Origin of the sequence: Streptomyces sp. NPDC048291, from assembly GCF_043201715.1 — a bacterium.
Taxonomy (GTDB): domain Bacteria; phylum Actinomycetota; class Actinomycetes; order Streptomycetales; family Streptomycetaceae; genus Streptomyces.
Genome location: NZ_JBICZC010000004.1, coordinates 539165 through 558858, shown reverse-complemented (window position 1 = coordinate 558858; position 19694 = coordinate 539165). Strand labels below are relative to the sequence as shown.

The window sequence follows — 19694 nt, the reverse complement described above, 5'->3', positions numbered from 1 at the left end:
ATATCGGTTCCGTGATCTGCCGTCTGCCGTCTGCCGTCTGCCGTCTGCCGTCTGCCGACTGCGGGCCGGTGGGGGCTTGTCGCGCAGTTCCTCCCCCAGCCTTCGGCCGGGGGACCCCAGCGCCCCTTGCGGGGGCGCGCCGTTGCTCAGCGCATCAGGCCCACGAACATCGTCCGGTGCAGTGTCTCGACGTGGCGGCGGGCGATGTCGGCCGCCCCGCGCGCGTCGCCCGCGCGGAGTGCCGCCACCAGGGCGCGGTGCTCGTCGTTGGACTCGCGCAGTGCGGCGAGGGGGTAGGGCAGGTAGTACGCGTAGAGCCGGCGCAGCACGGTGCCGTAGGTCTCGACGCTCGCGTCGAGGCCGGTGGCGCGGGCCACGGCGAGGTGGAACCGCTCGTCGCAGGAGTGGAACTCCGCCCAGCTCTCGGCCCGGTCCATGGCCGCGACCAGCCCGTCGAGCTCGTCCAGGGCCTCGGCGGACACACCGTGCGTCGCGAGATGGGCGATCCCGCACTCCAGGACGGTCCGGTCGTCGATCAGGCGGTGCACCTCGGCACTCTGCCCGTGGTACGCCTCGGCCGCGTCGACGCCCCCCCGGGGCGGCTGTTCGGCGACCAGCGTGCCGCCGTTGCGGCCCCGCCTGCGCTCCAGGACGCCGTCCGCGCACAGACTTCTTCCTGCCCATGGTCATCTGGCTCATCGGCGGGGCCTACCTCCAGGCGCAGTACCCCTCGGTCCCGTTCTGGGTGTGGATCATCGCGTTCATCACCGTCACCACCGCGCTCAACATCCGGGGCATCAAGACCGCGGAGCGGGTGAACGACCTGCTGATGGTCTTCCAGGTGCTGGTCGTCGCGATCTTCGCGCTGCTGTGTCCGCGGCACGTCCTCCAGCACCAGGGAGCGGCCGCGATCGTCAGCACCACACCGTTCGCGAACCACGCCACCAGCCTCGCGGGCGTCTCCGCGGGCGCCGCCATCGCCGCGTACTCCTTCCTCGGCTTCGACGCGGTCACCACGCTCACCGAGGAGACCGTCGAGCCGCAGCGCACCATCCCCCGGGCCATCCTGCTGACCGCGCTGCTCGGCGGCGGCATCTTCGTCGTCGTCGCCTACGCCACCCAGCTGGCCCACCCCGGGTACGCGTTCACCGACTCCAGCTCGGCCGCGTTCGAGATCGCCAAGGCGGTCGGCGGCGACCTGTTCTCCTCCGTCTTCCTGGCCGGCCTGATCGTCGCCCAGTTCGCCTCCGGGATCGCGGCACAGGCCAGCACGGCATGGCTGCTCTACGCGATGGGCCGCGACTCCGTGCTGCCGAAGAAGGTCTTCGGCAGCATCCATCCCAGGTACCGCACCCCCGCCTTCAACATCCTCCTCGCCGGTGCCGTCGGCCTGATCGCGCTGCGCCTGAACGTCGCCACCTCCACCTCCTTCATCAACTTCGGCGCCTTCACCGCCTTCACCGCCTTCACCTTCGTCAACCTCTCCGTCATCGCCACCTACGTCCGCGAGCGCCGCGCGGGCCGCCGTCCCGCCGTCTGGTCGTACGTCCTGCTCCCGGCGGTCGGCGCCGTCGTCGACGTGTGGCTGCTGTGCCACCTCGACGACCGGGCCCGCACCCTCGGCCTGGTCTGGCTGGCCCTCGGCGTCTGCTACCTCGCCTACCTGACCAGGGGCTTCCGCAAGGCCCCGCCGGAGATGACCTTCGACGAGGAGCCGGCGGCGGACCCGGCGGCGGACCCTGCGGCGGGCACGGAATCGCCGGGAACCCTCACGCGTTGAGGGGGGTGGACATCGGAGGCCGCCGGTGTGCGAGCCGAGGAGCCCGGATGACCGGGCCGACGAGTATTGGAGGGGTCGCGATGACCGTGCAGACGCAGAGGGCCGTGCTGGCGGGCGGCTGTTTCTGGGGGATGCAGGACCTGATCCGCAAGCAGCCGGGCGTGACGGCGACCCGGGTCGGCTACACCGGGGGTGACGTGGCGAACGCGACCTACCGCAACCACGGCACGCACGCGGAGGCCATAGAGATCCTCTTCGACCCCGAGAAGACCGACTACCGCACTCTCCTGGAGTTCTTCTTCCAGATCCACGACCCGAGCACCAGCAACCGCCAGGGCAACGACATCGGCCTCAGCTACCGCTCGGCGATCTACTACGTCGACGACGAGCAGAAGCGGATCGCCGAGGACACGATCGCGGACGTGGACGCCTCCGGTCTGTGGCCGGGCAAGGTCGTCACCGAGGTGGAGCCGGTCGGCCCCTTCTGGGAGGCGGAGCCCGAGCACCAGGACTACCTGGAGCGCTACCCGGAGGGCTACACCTGCCACTTCCCGCGCCCGGGCTGGAAGCTGCCGGTCCGCGCGGAGGGCTGACGGCTCAGCGATCCGGACCCGGCGGCGACGGGGAGGACCGAGCGGACGGTTTCGCCGGACCGGGGAGCGCCCCGGCCCACGCCGCCGGCCGGGGAACGGACGATCCGCCGCCCGGCCGGAGCCGCCCCGCGACCCGCCGGGCACGACACGGCCCGGTCGCGGTCGAGCCGGTCCGCGGCCCGGCTCCCGTGCCGCCCGGTCCACCGGTTTCACCCGGTTCGCGCGCTTCGTCGTGGACGGGAGACGGGTCAGGAGCGGCCGTCAGGACCCGCGGACGGGGGCGGCGCCGACCCAGCGGTGGTAGGCGTCCACGTCGACGTTGCTGCCGCAGACCACGGTGACCACGTGCCGTCCGGCGAAGCGGTCGCGGTCCTCGAGGATCGCCGCGATGCCGAGCGCGGCCGACGGTTCCACGACGAGACCGGCGTGGTGGAGGAGCATCCGCATACCGGCGACGATCGACTCCTCCCGGACCAGGACGGCGTCGTCGGCGACCAGCAGAAGGTCGTCCAGGACGGCCGGGACGGGGTGCCGGCCGGCGACGCCGTCGGCGATGGTGTCGGCCGAGTCGGTGCTGACGACGCGCCGCCGGTGCCACGAGTGCGTCATCGCCGGTGCGCCCAGCGGCTGGACGCAGATCACCTCGACCTCGGGCGCCGAGGCCTTCACCACGTGCCCCACACCGGTGGCCAGCGCCCCGCCGCCGAGAGCGACCAGGACGGTGTCGAACGACGGCGCGGTGCCGACGAGTTCCAGGCCGATGGTCGCCGCGCCCTCGCAGGTCTCGATGTCCAGGCTGTCCTCGACCAGCCGGATGCCGTCGCGGCGCGCGACGGCCGCCGCCCGCGCACGGGCCGTCTCGTGGTCGCCGTCCACCAGTTCCAGCCTGGCGCCCAGCGCGCGGATGCGGTCGAGCTTGGCCGCGGTCGCGAACCGCGAGGCCACGACGGTGACGTCGAGTCCCCGGACACGGCCGGACCAGGCGAGGGCCTGCCCGAGGTTGCCCGCGCTCGCGCACACCACGGCCGGTGTCCCCTGCTCGGCGAGCAGGCTCGCGACCAGCTCGGTGCCGCGGGCCTTGAAGCTGCGGACCGGGTTCGCCGTTTCGAGCTTGATGCTCACCGCGCATCCCAGACCCGGTTCCAGCGCCTCGCAGCGGTACAGCGGAGTGTCCAGGAAGACCGGGTCGATCACCCGGCGGGCCGCCCGGATCCGGCCGGTGTCGAGACGCGTCCCCTGCATGCACGGCAGCGTAGCGCCGGTGCGTCACATGTCCCGGCAGGCCCTGGCCTCGAACTGCGCCATGGGGACGGTGACCGCGGACTCGTCGCCGTCGTCCGAGACGTCGTCGTACAGGACCTCTCCCGGCGCGAGCCGGTCCAGGTCGGCGCGGGTGAAGGAGACGTTCCTCGCCGACCAGGAGTTGTCCTCGGTCCAGCCGTAGAGGGCGTAGGCCGTCCCGGCGGCGAGCGGGGCGGGAGCCCGGGTCGTGGTCCAGCCCGCGGCCGGGGATTCGAGGGGCCAGCGCACGAGACCGGCCTTGCGGGGGCGGTCGGACCTCCACGAACCGACCATCACCGCCTTGTCGGTGTCGGCGCTGTCCACGTAGAGGGTCGCGCCGTCGATGTGGTGCCCGCAGATCATCATGACGCCGAGCAACTGCCCGTCGCCGGTCACGGAGACACCGGTGACGGCGTCGACGGGAACCGTGCACCCGGAGGTCGCGGCCAGGGCGACGGCGGCCACGGCTGTGCCGAGCAAGCGCCGGAACACCGGCCGTGAAGCGGTCGGTTGCATGGCTCCCCCCATCCGGAGGTCGCCTGCGGCCCCCTGCCCCGGATGGTAGGGGGCGCGTGCCGTCGGGCGGCGGCGTCGCCGCCCACCCGACGCACGGTCGTTGCCGGCCCGTGGCCGGCCGTCAGGCGCTCAGCCGCTTCCGGTCACCCATCACCACCACCGGGTGGCGGCGCGGATCGAGGGTGTGCAGCAGGGTCTTCATGCCGGACTCGGGCACGGTGACACACGCGGACGTGCCGTCGCCGTGGTCCAGGTGCAGCCATATGCCGCCGCCCTTCTCCACCCCGTCGGGACGGCTCCAGTCGAACGGCGGGACACCCGTGAGCCGGTTGTAGTCGATGGCGATGACGTAGTCGAAGTCGTGGACGTGGTCGTCACCGTCCTCGATCATCGAGGCGAAGGCGTTGTCGTCGTACCAGTAGTGCAGACGGCTGCCCGGATCCTCAAGCGACCCTCCCGCGTCCGTCAGGGAGAACACGCCGACGGGACTGCGCTCGTCGTCCATGCGGTGGTCGGTCGTCCAGCCCAGCCTGCCGTTGTGCGCGGGCCAGCCGCCGGCGCGCTTCCAGGTGGTGCCCTGTTTCTCGTAGAGCACGACGGTGCTCTCGGCGGAGTCCGTGCCGTCGCCGTAGACGACCACGGCCTGCTGGGCGTCGGCCGGTACGTGCCTGCCCATGCGGCTTCCGACGCCCGGAAGGCGCGGGCCGTTCTCCGGGCCGGGGGAGCCGGGCGCGGCCGGGTTGTTGACACCCGGGGCACCGACATGACTCCGGTGACCGTCGGCTCCGCCGCACGCCGCGGTGCCGGCCAGCAGCACACCGCAGGCGAGAGCCGCGGATATGGCATGACGCGCACCGCCGCGCCGCGCCGGAGGGGAACAGGGCCGTATCTCAGCAGATGTCAGCATGAGCAGGATCCTGTGGCGGGCCGTACCGGCCCGCACCCCGGCGACGGCATCCGGCCTAAGGGGTCCGTCCCCCGTCCGGCGGTGATCCCCGCACGGCGGGCGGCGAGACCTCAGACGGCGCCCCGGCGGCGCCCCCGGCCTGTCCGGTTCGCGGCGAGTTGTCTTGCTCCGCCAGTGGGCCGTTGCTAAGTCTTTCGGGCAATCGACCCCAGGGAGCACGCTGTGCATCAAGAGCCCCCTCGCCCCGCCCCGCCGCGTTCACATGTCCGGGGATTCCTCTGCGCCGTCGCGGCCGTCGCCCTCGTGACGCTCACCGCCGCGACGACTCCGCCCGGAACCCACCCCGGAACTCCCTCCGGAACCCGCCCCGTAACTCCCTCCGACGCGCGCCCCCGGACCGCGGCGGACCCGGCGGCCGTGGTCCGCGAGTGGAACGCCGTCGCCACCGACACGGTCAAGGCCGCCCTCGGCCCACGCCCCTCCGGGCAGGCGGCGATCTGGGAGGGGTTCGTCTCCGTCGCCGTGTACAACGCCGTGGTGGGGATCGAGGGCGGATACGCCCTGTACAAGTGGCGCGAGCACGGCCCGGCCACGGCGTCCTCCGCGGCGGCCGCCGCCACCGCCGCCCACGACGTGCTGCTCGCGTACTTCCCCGCCTTCAGGACACGGCTGGACACCGCCTACGCGGACTCGCTCGCCGCTCTCCCGGCCGGCCAGTCCAGAGACCAGGGCGTGCACCACGGCAAGCGCGCCGCCGCCCGCATCCTCGAACTCCGGGAAGGGGACGGCAGGTTCGCGGACCTTCCCTTCACCGCCGCCCCGGCACCCGGGGTCTGGCGGCCCACCCCACCCGCGTTCCAGCCCTTCATCGACACCTGGCTCGCCGGGCTCCGCCCCCTCCTGCTCTCCTCCCCGCGGCAGTTCCGGCCCGGCGGCCCGCCCGCCCTCTCCTCGGCCGCCTACGCCGAGGACCTCCGGGAGCTGAAGGCCATGGGTGCGAAGACCGGCTCGGGCAGGACCGCGCGGCAGACCGAGACCGCCCTCTTCTTCAGCGGCAACCTGGTCGAACAGGTCCAGGCGGCCGTACGGGATCACGCCGCCCGGCACCGGCTCGGCATCGCCGCGACGGCCCGGCTGTTCGCCGCGGTGAACGCGTCGGCGGCCGACGCCGTCGTCACGGCATGGGACGCCAAGTACCACTACGGCTCCTGGCGTCCGATCACCGCCATCCGGCTCGCCGACACCGACGGCAACCCCGCGACGACGGCGGACCCCGCCTGGGAGCCGCTGCTCGTCACCCCGCCCCACCCGGACTACGTCGCCGGCCACACGACCGTCGCCGCCGCCGTGGCCCGCGCCCTGACCGGCGTCCTCGGCACCTCGCACATCGACCTCCACGTCCCCTCCGACGTCACCGGCACCACGCGGTACTACGGGTCCGCCGACGACCTCGACCGGGACGTCGTCGACGCCCGCGTGTGGGGCGGCGTCCACTCCCGCACCGCGGACGTGGCCGGCTGCCGGGCCGGCGCCCGGGTGGCCGCCTGGGCGCTGGACCACTACTTCCGGCCCACCCAGCGGAAACTGACGGTTCGCCGGGACCGGCCCGCCGAGCCGGAGTGCGGCGTGCCCACCGGCTGAACCGCAGGGGGCGGCGGCTGCCGTGCCGCGCGACGCGGGTCACGCGGGCGGCAGCGGCTGCTCCGTCCAGACGGTCTTGCCGTCGTGGGCGTAACGCGTGCCCCACCGCTCGGTGAGCTGTGCGACCAGGAAGAGCCCGCGTCCGCCCTCGTCCGTGCTGCGGGCCCGCCTCAGATGGGGGGCGGTGTGGCTGGTGTCGGACACCTCGCAGATCAGCGAGTGCGTACGGATGAGGCGCAGCACGACGGGTCCTGCCGCGTACCGGTAGGCGTTGGTGACCAGCTCGCTGGCGACCAGCTCGGTGGTGAAGGCCAGTTCGGGCAGCCCCCATTCGGTCAGTGTCGCCGTGGTCAGTTCCCTGGCCCGGGCGGCGGAGGTCGCCTCCAGGGGCAACTGCCAGGAGGCGACGTCCTGCGACCGCAGCACCCGGGTACGGGCGATGAGCAGCGCGACGTCGTCGCTGGGCAGGTGGCCCTTGGGCAGCAGCGCCTCGACGACGGAGTGGCAGATCTGCTCCAGGGGCTCGGCGGTGTGGGCGAGACACGCGTGCAGGTTCAGGAGCGCGGCGTCCACGTCGCCGTTGCGCGCCTCCAGCAGACCGTTGGTGTAGAGCGTGAGCAGCGTCCCCTCGGGGAGATCGAGTTCGTACGTCTCGAACGGCAGTCCGCCCAGGCCCAGTGGCGGACCCGCGGGCAGTTCGAGGACCGTCACCGCGCCGTCCGGGGTGGACATCAGCGGCGCCGGGTGGCCGGCGCGGGCCAGGGAGCAGTGCCGGGAGACCGGGTCGTAGACCGCGTAGAGGCAGGTGGCCCCGAGCACCTGCTCGACCGCCGAGTGGTTGCCGTCGGCGTTCGCCTCCTGCTCGGTGGCGAGCAGACTGACCAGGTCGTCCAGCCGCGCCACCACCTCGTCCGGCTCCAGGTCGAGGCTGGCCAGGGTGCGGGCGGAGGCGCGCAGCCGGCCCATCGACGCCGCGGCGTGGATCCCGTGGCCGACCACGTCCCCCACCACGAGGGCGACCCGGGCACCCGACAACGGGATCACGTCGAACCAGTCGCCGCCGATGCCCGGCTCACCGCTCGCGGGCAGGTAACGGCAGGCCACCTCCACGGCCGGCAGGTCGGACGCCACGCTCGGCAGCAGACTGCGCTGCAGGGTCAGGGCGGCGCTCTGCTGCTGGGTGAAGCGGCGCGCGTTGTCGATGCAGACGGCCGCGCGCGAGGAGAGCTCCTCGGCCACGGCGGCGTCGTCGTCCTCGAACGGCTCCGCGTTGCGCGACCGCCACAGGCTCACCACGCCCAGCACGAGGCCGCGCGCGACCAGCGGCACCGCGATCAGCGAATGGACGCCGAGACCCGAGGCGATCTCGATCCGCCGCCGGTCCATGGCGTACCACTCGGGCCGCAGGGACAGCAGCCCTTCGAGGATCGGGCGGCGCTCGGCCAGACACCGCGCCTGCGGGGACTCCGGAAACAGCGGGACCACCTCGCCCTCCTGGTACGGGACGCGGTGCTCCGGTGGCGCGAGGGCGGCCCGGAGCAGCGGACCCGCCGCACCGGGAACCGGTTCGTCACCGAGTGTCACCGGTTCGAGGAGGTCCACCGAGCAGTGGTCGGCCATGCCGTGGACGACCACTCCGGCCAGTTCCCGAGCGGTCTGTGTCACGTCCAGCGAGGTTCCGATCCGGGCGCTCGCCTTGTTCAGCAGGGCGAGCCTGCGCTGCGCCCGGTGACGTTCGGTCACGTCCTCGATCGTCTCCGCCACGCCGAGCACCCGGCCCGAGGGGTCCTCCATCCGGAACGCGGAGACGGACACGATCCGCTCCCGGCCCGGATCGTGGCGGGCCCGGGCGGACTGCTCGGTGAAGATCAGCGGTTCGCCGGTCTCCAGGACGTGCCGGACCCGTTCGTCCGCGGGCCCCGCGTCCTCGTCGACCATGAACTCGCGGGGGCGGTGGCCCACCGGCGCCTCCGCCGGGACGCCGCTCGCCTTCTCGACCGCACGGTTGACCCGGATGACCCTCCGGTCCGGATCGTACGTGACCAGACCGATCGGGGACCGCCGGTACAGGCCGTCCAGCAGCGCCCGGTCCCGCTGCCAGGCGATGACCTCGGCGGCGGGGGCCCCGACCAGCAGCCACTCCTGACGGCCGCCCTCCCGGGTGATCGCCCGGGCCCGGAACGCCATCTCGGCACGGTGCCCGTCGCGGTGCAGGACGGGCAGAACCCCGAACCAGCCCCCCGTCTTCACGGCCTCCACGACCACGGACCGTACGACGGCCAGGTCACGGGCGTCGACCAGGAGGTCCCGCCACCCCCGTCCGAGCACCTTCCCGGCCGGATAGCCCAGCAACTCCTCCGCGCGTACACTCCAGCCGACCACGGTGCCCTGTTCGTCGAGCACGGCCGAGGCCCCACGGCCGAGGGCGAACGGATCCTCGGGACTCTCGTTGAAATGCATCGACGGCGTCCCCATAGCCACACCACCTTGCCTCCGTCACTCCGATGGTCCTCCCCGACGTCTCCGTCCGCGACTCTCCCGCCGGGCCCGGGCCGGACGGCGGAGAGCCTCATCGCCGGGAGCCGGGAGCCGGGAGCCGGGAGGCGGGATCCGGGTCAGAACCAGTGCAGGCAGTGCGGCGGGCGGTCGGTGCGGAAGAGGGCGTCGGCGAGGGCGGCCGCGCCCGGGTGGTGGGCCCGGACGTGTCCGGCACGTACGAGCGTGCCCGGGGCGGTGCCGCCGAGGTAGACGGAGCCCAGGTCGCGCACGTCGAGGGACAGGTCGGGCTGCCGGTCCGTGGGGACGCAGTCGGCCCTGCCGTCCCGGACGGTCAGCAGGTAGCGGTCGTGTTCGCCGAGGAACGGGTCGTCGACGTCGAGGACGAGCTCGCCGTCCGTGAACCAGCCGCGCGCGGTCAGGGCCCGCGGCACGTCCAGCAGCCGTACCCAGAGCCAGTCGGTGTCGCCGCTCACCTCACCGGCGCGGAAGTCCGTCAGCTGCCAGCGCAGCGGGTGCCCGGGCGGGACGTGCTTGAACACGACCTGGGAGACCAGGTCGTGCCCGAGTACGAACCGGGCCAGGTCCGTGAGGACGGCGTCGTCGGTGCCGATGGTCTCGTCGACCGTCAGGGTGCCGGAGTCGACCGCGTAGCTGGCATACCCGTCCGGAACCCCGTCGGAGTCCCGGTGGACGGCGATGTAGCGCGGCGCCGGCGCGACCGGGGGCTGCCCCGCGCGCAGGGCCCACCAGCGGTGCGGCCGGGACAGCGCGCCGGGCTGGGCCCGGCGGTACCGGTCGTAGACCTCTTCCAGGATCTCGCCGCATTCGGCACGACGCAGCACCTCGACCGAGCCGCTGCTTGGGTTGCCGCCTGAGCCGCCGCCTGAGCCGCTGCTTGAGCCGCTGCCCGGCCCGGTTGTCGGCGCGTCGGTCACCGCGTGCGCGCGGGGAACCATGAGGGCGGCCCGGTGGCGCGGCACCGTCAGCCGCGACGTGTAGGTCGCCGGTCCGTAGCCGAACCTGCCGTAGATCGGGGCCTGCGAGGCCAGCAGCACGGAGAGGAACTCCCCGCGGGCGCGCAGGTCGGCGAGCTGGTGCCGCATCATCGCGCTGAGCACGCCCCGGCGCCGGTGCGAGGGCAGGACGCCGACCGCGGTCACCCCGGCGGCGGGGACGAGGGCCGCACCGGGCAGGGTCAGCTCGAAGGTGTACGCGGCGGCGGTGCCGACCGGCCGCCCGTCCGCCGTCAGGGCGAGCAGGCAGCGCTCCGTCTCCAGCGCCGACCACCAGAGCCCGCCGCCCTCGACCGGGGGTTCCGGGAAGAGCGCGAACGCGGCATGGACGGTGTCGACGAAGACGTCGAGATCCTTGTCGGTCGTGGGACGGATCTCCATAGGCGGCGCTGCCTCCCCGGTATACCGGCACCACGACTCGGGGCGTCCGGACTCGGCCCACAGTCCAGCGCCGCCCCGTGGCCGGGGCAAGCGAATTACGTCCGCGCCCGCAGCCGGACAGGGCGTCCGGGTCAGAGGCGACGGTACTTGTCGATGTCCTCCGCGAACTCCTGGATGGCCTGTGCGGTGAGCGTCGGCCGGGTGTCGGCGATGGCGCTCATGTAGTCCTCGGTGGTGGCCGGCCGGCCCTGCCGATCGGTGACCTCGCGCTCGAATGCCGCCTGTGCGCCCTTGCGTGCGGCGAACTCGATGTCGGCCGGGGTGAACAGCTCGCTCGCGCGGACGAGTCGGGCGATGTCCACGGACTCGGCGGAGGCTCTGAGATAGCGGTGCCAGATCGCCGCGCGGGCGGTCGCGTCCGGCGGGCCGATGGGGATGACGTAGTCGAACCGGCCCGGCCGCAGGAACGCCGCGTCGAGCGAGCGAACCGAGTTGGTGGCGCAGGCCAGCAGCCTCGCGTCGTGCTCGCGGAAGACGGGGATGAGCTTGAGCAGCTCGTTGGTCACGCCGTGCCCGGGATCGACGGCCTTTCCGGAGCGCGCGCCGGCGATCTCCTCCACCTCGTCGATGAAGAGCAGGACCGAGTCCAGTTCCGCCAGGTCCGCGAAGGCCTCGCGCAGCGCCACGGCCAGGCCCTCGCTCGTGTCGGCGGCGAGCCGGGACGGGAAGAGTTCCACGAACGGCCAGCCGAGCCGGGAGGCGACCGCTTTGGCGAAGCTGGTCTTCCCGGTGCCCGGCGGACCGAAGAGAATGATCGCCTTGGGCGGGGCCACCCCGTAGCGGTCCGCCAGTGCCGGTTCGGTCAGCGGGAGCACGACACGGCGTTCGACGACCTGCTTCTCCTCCTCCATGCCGGCCATGGCGTTCCAGAGGCCCTCGGGCAGTATGCGCCCGCCCAGCGCCGCGAGGACCTCGGCGTTGGCGGTCTCGACGGGTTCGAGTTTCTCGTAGTAGGTGAGCCCGTCGCGGAAGCGGTAGCCGGAGTTCTCCAGGGCCTTCGTCCCCGCCGCGTCGGCGGGCAGCAGCGCGCTGATGTGGCGCACGCCCAGTGCCCGCAGCCGCCGTTCGAGATCGAAGAGCAGGGCGCTCCCGATCCCGCGCTCGCGCCAGCGGGAGGCGAGCGCCACCAGGAGGATCCAGCCGCGCTTGCCGTACGCCTGCGCCACCGCCATGCCCACCAGCTCGTCGCCGACGACGGCCACGACCGCCGGCTGTCCGGCCTTGGCCGCCGACATGACCTCGGAGACCGCGAACACCTGGTCCTCGTCGGCCCGGCGGCTCTGATCCCAGATGTCGATGGCCTGGTCGAGATCGTCCTCGTGATATTCGCGCAGGTGCCAAGCAGGCATCGCCACCACCTCACACGGCGCGGGAGTCCCATTCTTCCCTCCACAACGCCCCGTGACGAACCGAGGCGGCTCCCGGCCGGGCTTCCTTCCGCCGCGGACACGATGCGCCTGGGGCCGCTCGGCGGGGCAGCCCGTCACTCCATGAGGTGGGCCAGTGATTCGTCTCCGGCGGGATGCGGGCGTTCCGGCGGCAGCAGCCGGGTCGCGGCGTAGCGTCGTACGGCTTCTCCGGAGAGCCCCGGTTGCAGGGACCGGTACGGCAGGGGCTGCAGGTGCAGATCCCGCTCGGGGTCCCACTGCAGGCGGGCGGGCGCACGCTTCAACTGACGCTGCCAGGCGGCTCGGTCGGCGTGTACCCCGCGGGCGTAGCTCGACAGACACGCGTTGCGCAGCGCCCACTCGAATCCGTCCCGGCTGATCTCGACAGCGAGAACGGTCTCCTGCCCTTCCTTGGTGCCCCAGCCGCAGCGGTACATCATCCACCGGAACGACGGCTTGATCCACGTCAAGCAGCGTTCACAGACTTCTGGGTTTGCTGCTGCCGAGCTACGTCCGGCACGTGGGCGGTCGGCGTCGGATCGTCGAGGAAGATGTGTGCATGGTTGATCACTCTCACGCGATGTCTCCCATGTCGCTCGTGGACGATGAGCGGGCGTACGCGCTCTGCGGTAGCACGGCGGTCCGGGAGTGGTTCGCCTTCGGGAGCGCCACGGTCATCATCGGCGAGGCGGGGACGCTGATTATCGTAGAAGCCGGAGACGCTCTCGGTAGGAGTTGCGTGTGGAACGCCGACGAGCTCCGTCTGGTGGGCCCTGCACCGACGCCCGTCAGGAAACGGCTGATGGATGAGCCGTGGGAGCGGGGCGTAGATGAAAGGAAGCTGCCGGTTCACCTGGCGGTCCGGAACCCGGAAGGCCTGGTGTATCTAGGTACCGGATCCGTTATCCAGGCAAGCACGGTGCTCCGTCCGGGCTCCGGCGAACACATCCTCACCGACTGTGCCCTTCGCCTCGCTTCACCGTTGAGCAGGCTCGACTTGGACCGGGTCCGGCCTTGCCTCCCGCCGGCAGATCTCCCGAACCTGGAATGGCTCGGACAGGTGAACGATGACCGAGTCCGTGCGCTCGAACAGTTCATCACCGGCTGGTACCCCGCCGCGGCTGAGACTGCCGAACTACCGCCAGTTCAGGAACCTCCTGTGGATCTGCCTGAAGGACTGGGGCGTTTCTACCGGCTGTCCCAGCACCGCCCTCGCTGTTTGGGAGTGCAGAACCGAATCCTTCCCCCCTCCAAGCTTCAGACCGACCCTAGAGGGGAGATGCTCGTATTCGGCGAAGAGAACCAGGGAGGTTTCCTCTGGTCGCTGATGTGGACGCTCGACGGCCCCGAAGCCGATCCGACCGTCTGGTTCCGCGAGTACGACGAACCTCCGATCGCCGAGCGGGAACCGCTCAGCGGTTTCCTCATCCAGTTCTCGCTCTTCGAGGCTTCCATGGGTGCGGAGTACGTGGCTCTGTGCGACGAGGTCACGGAAGAACAGCTCGACCAGCTCACCGAAGGACTGCTCCCCGTGCCCCTACGGCCCTTCTGCGCTGCGTTCCCCACACGCTTCTTCGCGGCTCCAGGACTCGTTCTGCATGTCTCGGGCGAGGGTGGTGACGCCGGTTTCAGTGTCTGGGCCGGCGCAACCCATCGCACCGCTCTTGCGTCACTGGGTGACACGCCGGTCAACTGGATCCGCTTCGACGGCTGACACGGCGTGACGCCGCTGCCGCCTCCGCGGTCAGGTTTCGCTGTTGCCGGAGCGGCTGGTGCCGGTGTCCGCTTCACGGGTCCACAGAGAAAGGTCGCTGCTCGTCGCTACGGCAAGGGTCTGGCCGGAGGGCGAGAATCCAGCGGTACGGAGTTCGGAGTAGTCGGAGTGGAAGATGTGCCACCAGCGTTCCCCGTATGGGCCGGAGTGCGGCAGACCGCCGTCGCGGGAGAGCAGGACACGCTCGTTCGGCCACGCCGGGGCAACGACCTCCAGCTTCCAACCGTCTCCGCTGGTGGTGTGCAGTCCTCCGCCGAAAAGTCCCGCGATCCGCACCCGGCTTCCGACGACCGGTCCCAGTCCAGGACACCACTCGGCGGGATCCGCGTCGCGGCCGCTGTCCTCAAGGTCAGCCTCACGATCCCGCGCGATCTTCTCGCCGGTGACGGCGTCGAAAAGTCCGAGCCCGTCGTGGGAGACGACCATCACCAGATCGTGACCGGTGTCGGGGTCCGTCGCGAAGCCGATCCCGAGCAGTCCGCCGACAGGGACGCCGTACTCGGACTCAAAGACGGGTCGCCAGGGGTCGGGCGCGGGCACCACCGGCGCCGCGAGAATTCGGTTCCGCATCGCCCGCTGGTAGTCCGAGAGTTCGGGCTCGTGCTCGGACTGGCCGACCGGGGGCGTCTCCTTCGTCCACTTCATCACGGGCCAATGATCCTCGCCTCGACAGGCAGGCCCAGAGGTGGCCTCGGTCCAGCGCGTGGGCACAGATTCTTGCGGGCTGTGAACGCTGCTTGATGACTCATGTCAAGCCGCGTTCAGAACCCCGTCCATCAAGCGGTGTTCAGGCTGATCGTGGCCCGGCATGCGGTGCGGCGTCAGCTGCGTCGCCGCCACCAGCGCTGCTTCTTCCCGGCTGTCCGCGGACCGGTTCCGGCCCCGTCAGGGGCTGACGTGCTGCTCGGCGGGAGGGCGCTCACGGCGGCGCGGATGCGGTCGAAGGGGGCAACGGTGTGGTGGTCGTCGGCGGAGAGTGCCACCCCGACGCAGACCAGCTTGAAACTGTCCTCGCCGACGGGTGCGCCAATGAACACTGGTGCGCCCACGCACCCTTGTGGCAGGTCCCCGGTCCACCGGATGCCGCCGTCGCCTGAGCGTGTGATCCGGCCGACCACGACAGCCTGCTCCCGGGTGCCGTCCCCGTCGTTGACGTGTCCCAGCAGATAGGCCGGGACCGGCGACTCACCGAGGCCGGCGATGTCCCCTTCCGTGGCCGCGATGCCGTCGGTGATCTCGTCGGTCGTCCAGTGCCAGCCCTTGCGGGCGCCGTGCGCGTGCAGCCCGGTGGAGGGCATGACCGCCACCCCCAGGTCACCGAGATGAGTCCACCCCTCCGCGAAGTCGAGCATCATGAGCTTCTCGGCGCTCATCACGGGTGCGCACAGTGCGGGGCGCAGGGTGAACTCGGCCAAGTCGACTCGTGCCGGCTCACTCGCGGTCACGAGGTACTGCCGGATGACCTCACCTTCGGAGGTCGTTTCCACGAGGTCGTTGAACCAGAAGGCCGTCGCGTGTTGTTCCTCCCGGTGTGCTCGCTGGAAGGGAAGCGTGGAGCGGCCGACGTGATCGACTATCGCGTCGATGGTCGCACTGGAGTGATCCGGCAGGTCAGACATGGATCGAGAGGTTAACGCACGGTCTGAGGCAGCTACCGGGTGGCATGTCAGGGCCCGTCCGCCCGCCTCCGGTCCTCGGCGACAGCGACGGGCAAGGGTCTGTCAACACGGCGTGATGATCCACGTCATCCTGTCCCGCTCCCACACGGCGGGGAAACGGCCCTCGCGGACTGCGGGCAGGCCGATTTCCGGGGCGTACGCCTGGTAGACGGTAATCGTGGACTCGGTGTAGGCCGCACGAATCCCGCGTAGCGGTTCTTCCATGACGTCCAGCGTGAGGTCGGCCCGACCAGGGGACCACTGATTTTCGGCTGCCCGTCGCCGTACCTGGTGCCGGGCGTCGGTGGGCGGAGCACGCGTTGGAGCCGTCGGAGCCGTCCGGCGGCAGGACCGTCATCTTTCGGCGCGACGTGAGTAGTCGCGGAAGATTCTGCGCAGTCCGTCCTGCTCGCCGTCACGGTCGCGGAGGAATTCTCCGAGAAGCTGGAAGAGGGCCTCGACGACGACGCTGCTCTGCTTCTCGTCCAGGCCCCGGTAGCCCCGGCCGAGCAGGCGTGAGCCTCGTCGGGCGGGCTGCCACCCGCTACCTCTCGAACAGGTCGCAGCTCATGCCCCGGCCGCCGTCACCCCGACCGGGCACGGCACTCCCGTCCCGCCGGGTCCGCACTGCCCGGGGAACGATCCGTCGGCGCAGATGCCGCGCACCCTGGCTGCGTGTTTTCTCCGGCCCGACCGAGCGGCAGGCGGTCGTCGAGCACCGAGTCGACGGCGGCAACGGGCCGACATTCAGGGCGACTTTCGGTTGCCAGGCAACCTGTGTCGGCTTCTTACCCTTTTCACAGATGGCACACAAGCACCTCCTGCCGTGCCTGCAGACGTGCACGACTCGTCCCGACCAGACGCAGAAAGAGCACTCATGACCAGACACCACCCCAATGCCTTACGGCGTTCGGCGGTCATCGCCGCTGCCGCCCTCACCGTCGGCGCCGCCGGAACCCTCGCCGCGCCCGGCGCGGGAGCGGCGACACCGGCGGGCACGCCGAAGCTCCAACTGATCGCCGCCACCCCCGCGGTGACCGTCGACCGCTGGGAAGGCGCGCCGGGGATCTACCTGGACCTCGGCACTTACATCACGGTCGACGGGGGACCGTTCGAGCTGCGGGTGACGCGCAAGTCCTACAACGACCCTGTCGTCGCGTCGCAGGTGATCCGCTCCGGCGGCCGGACGGTGACCAAGACCCTGCCGAAGAACCTGGTGAAGGACTTCTCGGGTCTGCCGGGCTTCCTCAAGGTCAGCATCAGCGACGAGTCGGGTGCGAAGAAGGTCGACACCACGCAGTCGTTCTGCCCGAACAACCGGGCGGGCCGGATCCGGCCGGATGCCCCGGCCACCTCGAAGTACCCCGACGGCTGCTCCGACAACCCGTTCGCGCTCGGCGGGGTGTGGGGTGTCGAGAAGGGCTGGGCGGCCGCCACGTCCCAGGGCTTCCGCGGGGACGACGCGATCGACCTGCCGGCCGGCGTCTACACCGCGAAGGTGTCGGTGGCCAAGAAGTATCGCGACCTGTTCGGAATACCGGACAAGACGCAGACCGTCAAGGTGACGGTCCGCCAGCAGGACTCCGGCGGGGGGCAGGGTCTGGCCGGCGCCAAGCGCGGGCAGCAGAGCGCGTCGAAGACCTTGAAGCCGGCCGCCCGACGTCCGGTCGGCAAAGCGGCCGTCGCCGCCGACATGCCCAAGCCCGACCTGCGTGCCCTTCCCGCGTACGGCATCGCGATCACCGACGGGGCCGAGGGCGGAGCGGGTGCCGTCGCAGGCAAGGACTACCTCGCCTTCAGCGCCACCGTCTGGAACGGGGGCCCCTCGCCGCTGGTCGTGGACGGGTTCCGCAAGCCCGGCGCGGAGAAGATGGACGCGTACCAGTACTTCTACGACGCCAAGGGCAAGCAGGTCGGGTACACACCCACCGGCACCATGGAGTGGGACCCGCGGGAGGGCCACCAGCACTGGCACTTCAGCGACTTCGCCAGCTACCGGCTGCTCGGCGCGGACAAGAAGGAGATCGTCCGCAGCGGCAAGGAGGCGTTCTGCCTGGCCAACACCGACGCCATCGACTACACGGTGAAGAACGCCAACTGGCACCCGTACAACACCGACCTCGCCACTGCCTGCGGTGAGGAGACCGCCGTCTCGGTGCGCGAGGTGCTCGACGTCGGCAACGGCGACACCTACAGCCAGTACCGGCCCGGTCAGTCCTTCGACGTCTCGGACCTGCCGAACGGCACCTACTACATCCAGGTCATCGCCAACCCGGACAACCGGCTCAAGGAGCAGAGCACGGCCAACAACGTCACGTACCGCAAGGTCGTCCTCGGCGGCACGCCGGGCGCCCGTACGGTGACCGTGCCGAAGTACGGCCTCATCGACGCTCCCTGATCACCTGGCGGGCGGGGGCAGACGCGCCCGCCCGCTCACCGGCGGGACGCCGGACGCCGGTCATACGGCACGACGCCAGGGGCTTCGCCCAGTGACGGACGGCGCGGCACGGTTCGCCCGCCGTCCGGAGGACGAGCAGCGTCTGGTCGTCAGAGCCCTGGTGCAGTTCTGTGTTCAGGCCCGCGCCACGGAGACGGACGTACCTGAAGCCATCGCGCGATCGGGCATACGGCCGACGTACACGCCGGCTGTCATGCTGACGCGGTGGCGGCTGAACATGGCCCAGCTTCCCGCGTACGACCTTCCGAGGGCGTTTCGACTGCTGGTCGCTCTCCTGGCCGTCGCCGACACCCGCCGACGGGCTCGGGACTGCGTCGAGCGGTGTCATCATGCCTGGCATCACCTGGCGACTCGCCCAGGTGCCGGACCAGCTACCACCTGATCAGCCTTCTGCTGATCTTGACTTGGTGCGCGGTGCGCGGTTCTCCGGCGTTCGTCGGCAGGTGGTTCAACAGCCGGTGACCGGGTGGGTGGCCGGGGGAGTGGTGGCCTGGAGGTCCCAGTCGGAGGGGGTGAAGGCCGAACCGCCGAGTAGTTGCACGATGCCCTGGACGTGCCCGGCCACGGTCTTGTGCCAGTACCAAGGCCCGCTGGGGGCGGAGTTCGCGGTATCGAAGGTCCAGCCCAACTTGTCCAAGGCTGACTTCAGATGCGCGACGACCTGCGCGTCCGTGCCCCCGCCGGTGAACGACAGGGCCACCGTCGGCTCGTCCCAGCCGTAAGTGGACTCGATCCCGTCACACGAGTCCCACCTCGGCTTGACCGCGTCCCTCGAAGAGATGTGCGCCCCCGCCGGCGCGACGGCAAGCACCGGTCTTATCGCCGCAAGCAACCGTCCGCCCGGATCAGGATCCCCGACCGGTTGTGGCGTGCCGCTCCCGCACCCGGCCAGAACCATGGCCGCCGCAACCACGGCTGATGAAGCCGCCACCCCGCGTCTCCACCCGTGTGCCGCCGAACCTGCACTGTTGATCATGGCCTTCAGGACGCCCACCCACCTTTTACGGTTCCCCGCGGACAGGTCACTCAGCTTGACCCCCGTCCGGTCCCGGCGGCGGGAGTCACGCCTCGGTGACCTTCGCGACCCCGACCGGACAGGAGACACCGGTCCCGCCGAGCCCGCAGTAGCCCGCCGGGTTCTTGTCGAGGTACTGCTGGTGATGTGCCTCGGCCGGATAGAAGGGGCGGCCGTCGGCCGGGAGGATCTCGGTGGTGATGGTGCGGTAGCCGGAGCCGGTGAGGACCTTCTGGTAGGTCTTGCGGCTGGCTTCGGCGGTTGCCGTCTGCTCGGGGGTGTGGGGGTAGATCGCCGAGCGGTACTGGGTGCCGACGTCGTTGCCCTGGCGGAAGCCCTGCGTGGGGTTGTGGGACTCCCAGAAGGTCTTCAGGAGGCGGTCGTACGAGATCACCTTGGGGTCGTAGACCACGCGTACGACTTCGGTGTGGCCGGTGAGGCCCGAGCAGACCTCTTCGTAGAGGGGGTTCTCGGTGTGGCCGCCCTGGTAGCCCACGAGCGTCGTCCACACGCCTGCCGGGAGTTGCCAGAACTTCCGTTCGGCGCCCCAGAAGCAGCCGAGGCCGAAGTCGGCGATCTCCAGGCCCTCGGGGTAGGGGCCGAGGAGGGGGTTGCCGAGGACGGTGTGGCGGTCGGGGACCTCGAACACCGGCGCGGGCCGGCCCTTGAGCGCCTGTTCGGGGGTGGGTAGTTGGGGGGTGCGGCCGAAGAACATGGGGTCTCCCTGGCG

General features: G+C 71.2%; 17 protein-coding genes and 2 pseudogenes. 6 read left to right on the top strand and 13 right to left on the bottom strand.

Annotated features, from left to right (window positions below; all coding sequences use genetic code 11):
- Window positions 1–146: 146 nt before the first annotated feature.
- Complete coding sequence (locus tag ACGF5O_RS13375; RefSeq protein ID WP_393809999.1) at window positions 147–548, bottom strand: FadR/GntR family transcriptional regulator; 402 nt, start codon at window positions 546–548, stop codon at window positions 147–149.
- A gap of 134 nt (window positions 549–682) precedes the next feature.
- On the opposite strand from ACGF5O_RS13375, the gene ACGF5O_RS13370 reads away from it, so the two are divergent.
- Window positions 683–1780, top strand: coding sequence for an APC family permease (locus ACGF5O_RS13370; RefSeq protein WP_393809998.1), 1098 nt, complete (start codon window positions 683–685; stop codon window positions 1778–1780).
- Between the two features lie 80 nt (window positions 1781–1860).
- On the top strand, window positions 1861–2373 hold the full coding sequence (gene msrA / locus ACGF5O_RS13365) for a peptide-methionine (S)-S-oxide reductase MsrA (RefSeq protein WP_393809997.1): 513 nt from the start codon (window positions 1861–1863) through the stop codon (window positions 2371–2373).
- A 261-nt stretch (window positions 2374–2634) separates the two neighbouring features.
- Here msrA (ACGF5O_RS13365) and ACGF5O_RS13360 read toward each other — a convergent pair whose 3' ends face one another.
- The 3 genes from ACGF5O_RS13360 to ACGF5O_RS13350 all read right to left on the bottom strand — a co-directional run bounded on the left by ACGF5O_RS13360 (window position 2635) and on the right by ACGF5O_RS13350 (window position 4846).
- The gene (locus ACGF5O_RS13360) at window positions 2635–3615 is read right to left on the bottom strand and encodes a threonine/serine dehydratase (RefSeq protein WP_393809996.1); all 981 of its coding nucleotides are present in this window, start codon (window positions 3613–3615) and stop codon (window positions 2635–2637) included.
- Window positions 3616–3639: 24 nt separating this feature from the next.
- Window positions 3640–4134 (bottom strand): hypothetical protein, encoded by a 495-nt coding sequence (locus ACGF5O_RS13355; RefSeq protein WP_393809995.1) that lies wholly within the window; start codon window positions 4132–4134, stop codon window positions 3640–3642.
- 157 nt (window positions 4135–4291) lie between these two features.
- Complete coding sequence (locus ACGF5O_RS13350) at window positions 4292–4846, bottom strand: hypothetical protein (protein ID WP_393809994.1); 555 nt, start codon at window positions 4844–4846, stop codon at window positions 4292–4294.
- 648 nt (window positions 4847–5494) lie between these two features.
- Between ACGF5O_RS13350 and ACGF5O_RS13345 the strand changes: the two genes are divergently transcribed.
- Window positions 5495–6718 carry a vanadium-dependent haloperoxidase gene (locus ACGF5O_RS13345; protein WP_393809993.1) on the top strand — a complete coding sequence of 408 codons (1224 nt, stop codon included), beginning with the start codon at window positions 5495–5497 and terminating at the stop codon, window positions 6716–6718.
- A gap of 39 nt (window positions 6719–6757) precedes the next feature.
- Here ACGF5O_RS13345 and ACGF5O_RS13340 read toward each other — a convergent pair whose 3' ends face one another.
- The 4 genes and pseudogenes from ACGF5O_RS13340 to ACGF5O_RS13325 form a co-directional block, all read right to left on the bottom strand.
- Entirely contained in the window at window positions 6758–9178 is a 2421-nt protein-coding gene (locus ACGF5O_RS13340; RefSeq protein WP_393809992.1) for a SpoIIE family protein phosphatase, read from the bottom strand.
- Between the two features lie 155 nt (window positions 9179–9333).
- Complete coding sequence (locus tag ACGF5O_RS13335; protein WP_393809991.1) at window positions 9334–10611, bottom strand: GNAT family N-acetyltransferase; 1278 nt, start codon at window positions 10609–10611, stop codon at window positions 9334–9336.
- Between the two features lie 131 nt (window positions 10612–10742).
- Window positions 10743–12020, bottom strand: a complete 1278-nt coding sequence (locus ACGF5O_RS13330) for an ATP-binding protein (RefSeq protein ID WP_393809990.1) — start codon at window positions 12018–12020, stop codon at window positions 10743–10745.
- Between the two features lie 134 nt (window positions 12021–12154).
- A pseudogene (locus ACGF5O_RS13325) lies at window positions 12155–12529 on the bottom strand (DUF4291 family protein); the annotation flags it as partial.
- A 128-nt stretch (window positions 12530–12657) separates the two neighbouring features.
- Here ACGF5O_RS13325 and ACGF5O_RS13320 point away from each other — a divergent pair.
- The gene (locus ACGF5O_RS13320; RefSeq protein WP_393809989.1) at window positions 12658–13773 is read left to right on the top strand and encodes a hypothetical protein; all 1116 of its coding nucleotides are present in this window, start codon (window positions 12658–12660) and stop codon (window positions 13771–13773) included.
- A 30-nt stretch (window positions 13774–13803) separates the two neighbouring features.
- Here the strand turns inward: ACGF5O_RS13320 and ACGF5O_RS13315 are convergent, their stop codons facing one another.
- From ACGF5O_RS13315 to ACGF5O_RS13305, 3 genes and pseudogenes are all read right to left on the bottom strand, one after another.
- Window positions 13804–14478 carry a hypothetical protein gene (locus ACGF5O_RS13315; RefSeq protein ID WP_393810139.1) on the bottom strand — a complete coding sequence of 225 codons (675 nt, stop codon included), beginning with the start codon at window positions 14476–14478 and terminating at the stop codon, window positions 13804–13806.
- Between the two features lie 176 nt (window positions 14479–14654).
- Entirely contained in the window at window positions 14655–15452 is a 798-nt protein-coding gene (locus ACGF5O_RS13310) for a hypothetical protein (protein ID WP_393809988.1), read from the bottom strand.
- Between the two features lie 117 nt (window positions 15453–15569).
- A pseudogene (locus ACGF5O_RS13305) lies at window positions 15570–15710 on the bottom strand (DUF4291 family protein); the annotation flags it as partial.
- Window positions 15711–16368: 658 nt separating this feature from the next.
- Between ACGF5O_RS13305 and ACGF5O_RS13300 the strand changes: the two are divergent.
- Window positions 16369–17889 (top strand): lysyl oxidase family protein, encoded by a 1521-nt coding sequence (locus ACGF5O_RS13300; protein WP_393809987.1) that lies wholly within the window; start codon window positions 16369–16371, stop codon window positions 17887–17889.
- A gap of 4 nt (window positions 17890–17893) precedes the next feature.
- Complete coding sequence (locus ACGF5O_RS13295; RefSeq protein ID WP_393810138.1) at window positions 17894–18331, top strand: DUF5958 family protein; 438 nt, start codon at window positions 17894–17896, stop codon at window positions 18329–18331.
- Window positions 18332–18397: 66 nt separating this feature from the next.
- Here ACGF5O_RS13295 and ACGF5O_RS13290 read toward each other — a convergent pair whose 3' ends face one another.
- Window positions 18398–18760: a hypothetical protein gene (locus ACGF5O_RS13290; protein ID WP_393809986.1), complete on the bottom strand. Its 363-nt coding sequence runs from the start codon at window positions 18758–18760 to the stop codon at window positions 18398–18400.
- A gap of 250 nt (window positions 18761–19010) precedes the next feature.
- Window positions 19011–19679, bottom strand: coding sequence for a peptide-methionine (S)-S-oxide reductase MsrA (gene msrA, locus ACGF5O_RS13285; RefSeq protein ID WP_393809985.1), 669 nt, complete (start codon window positions 19677–19679; stop codon window positions 19011–19013).
- Between the last annotated feature and the right edge of the window lie 15 nt (window positions 19680–19694).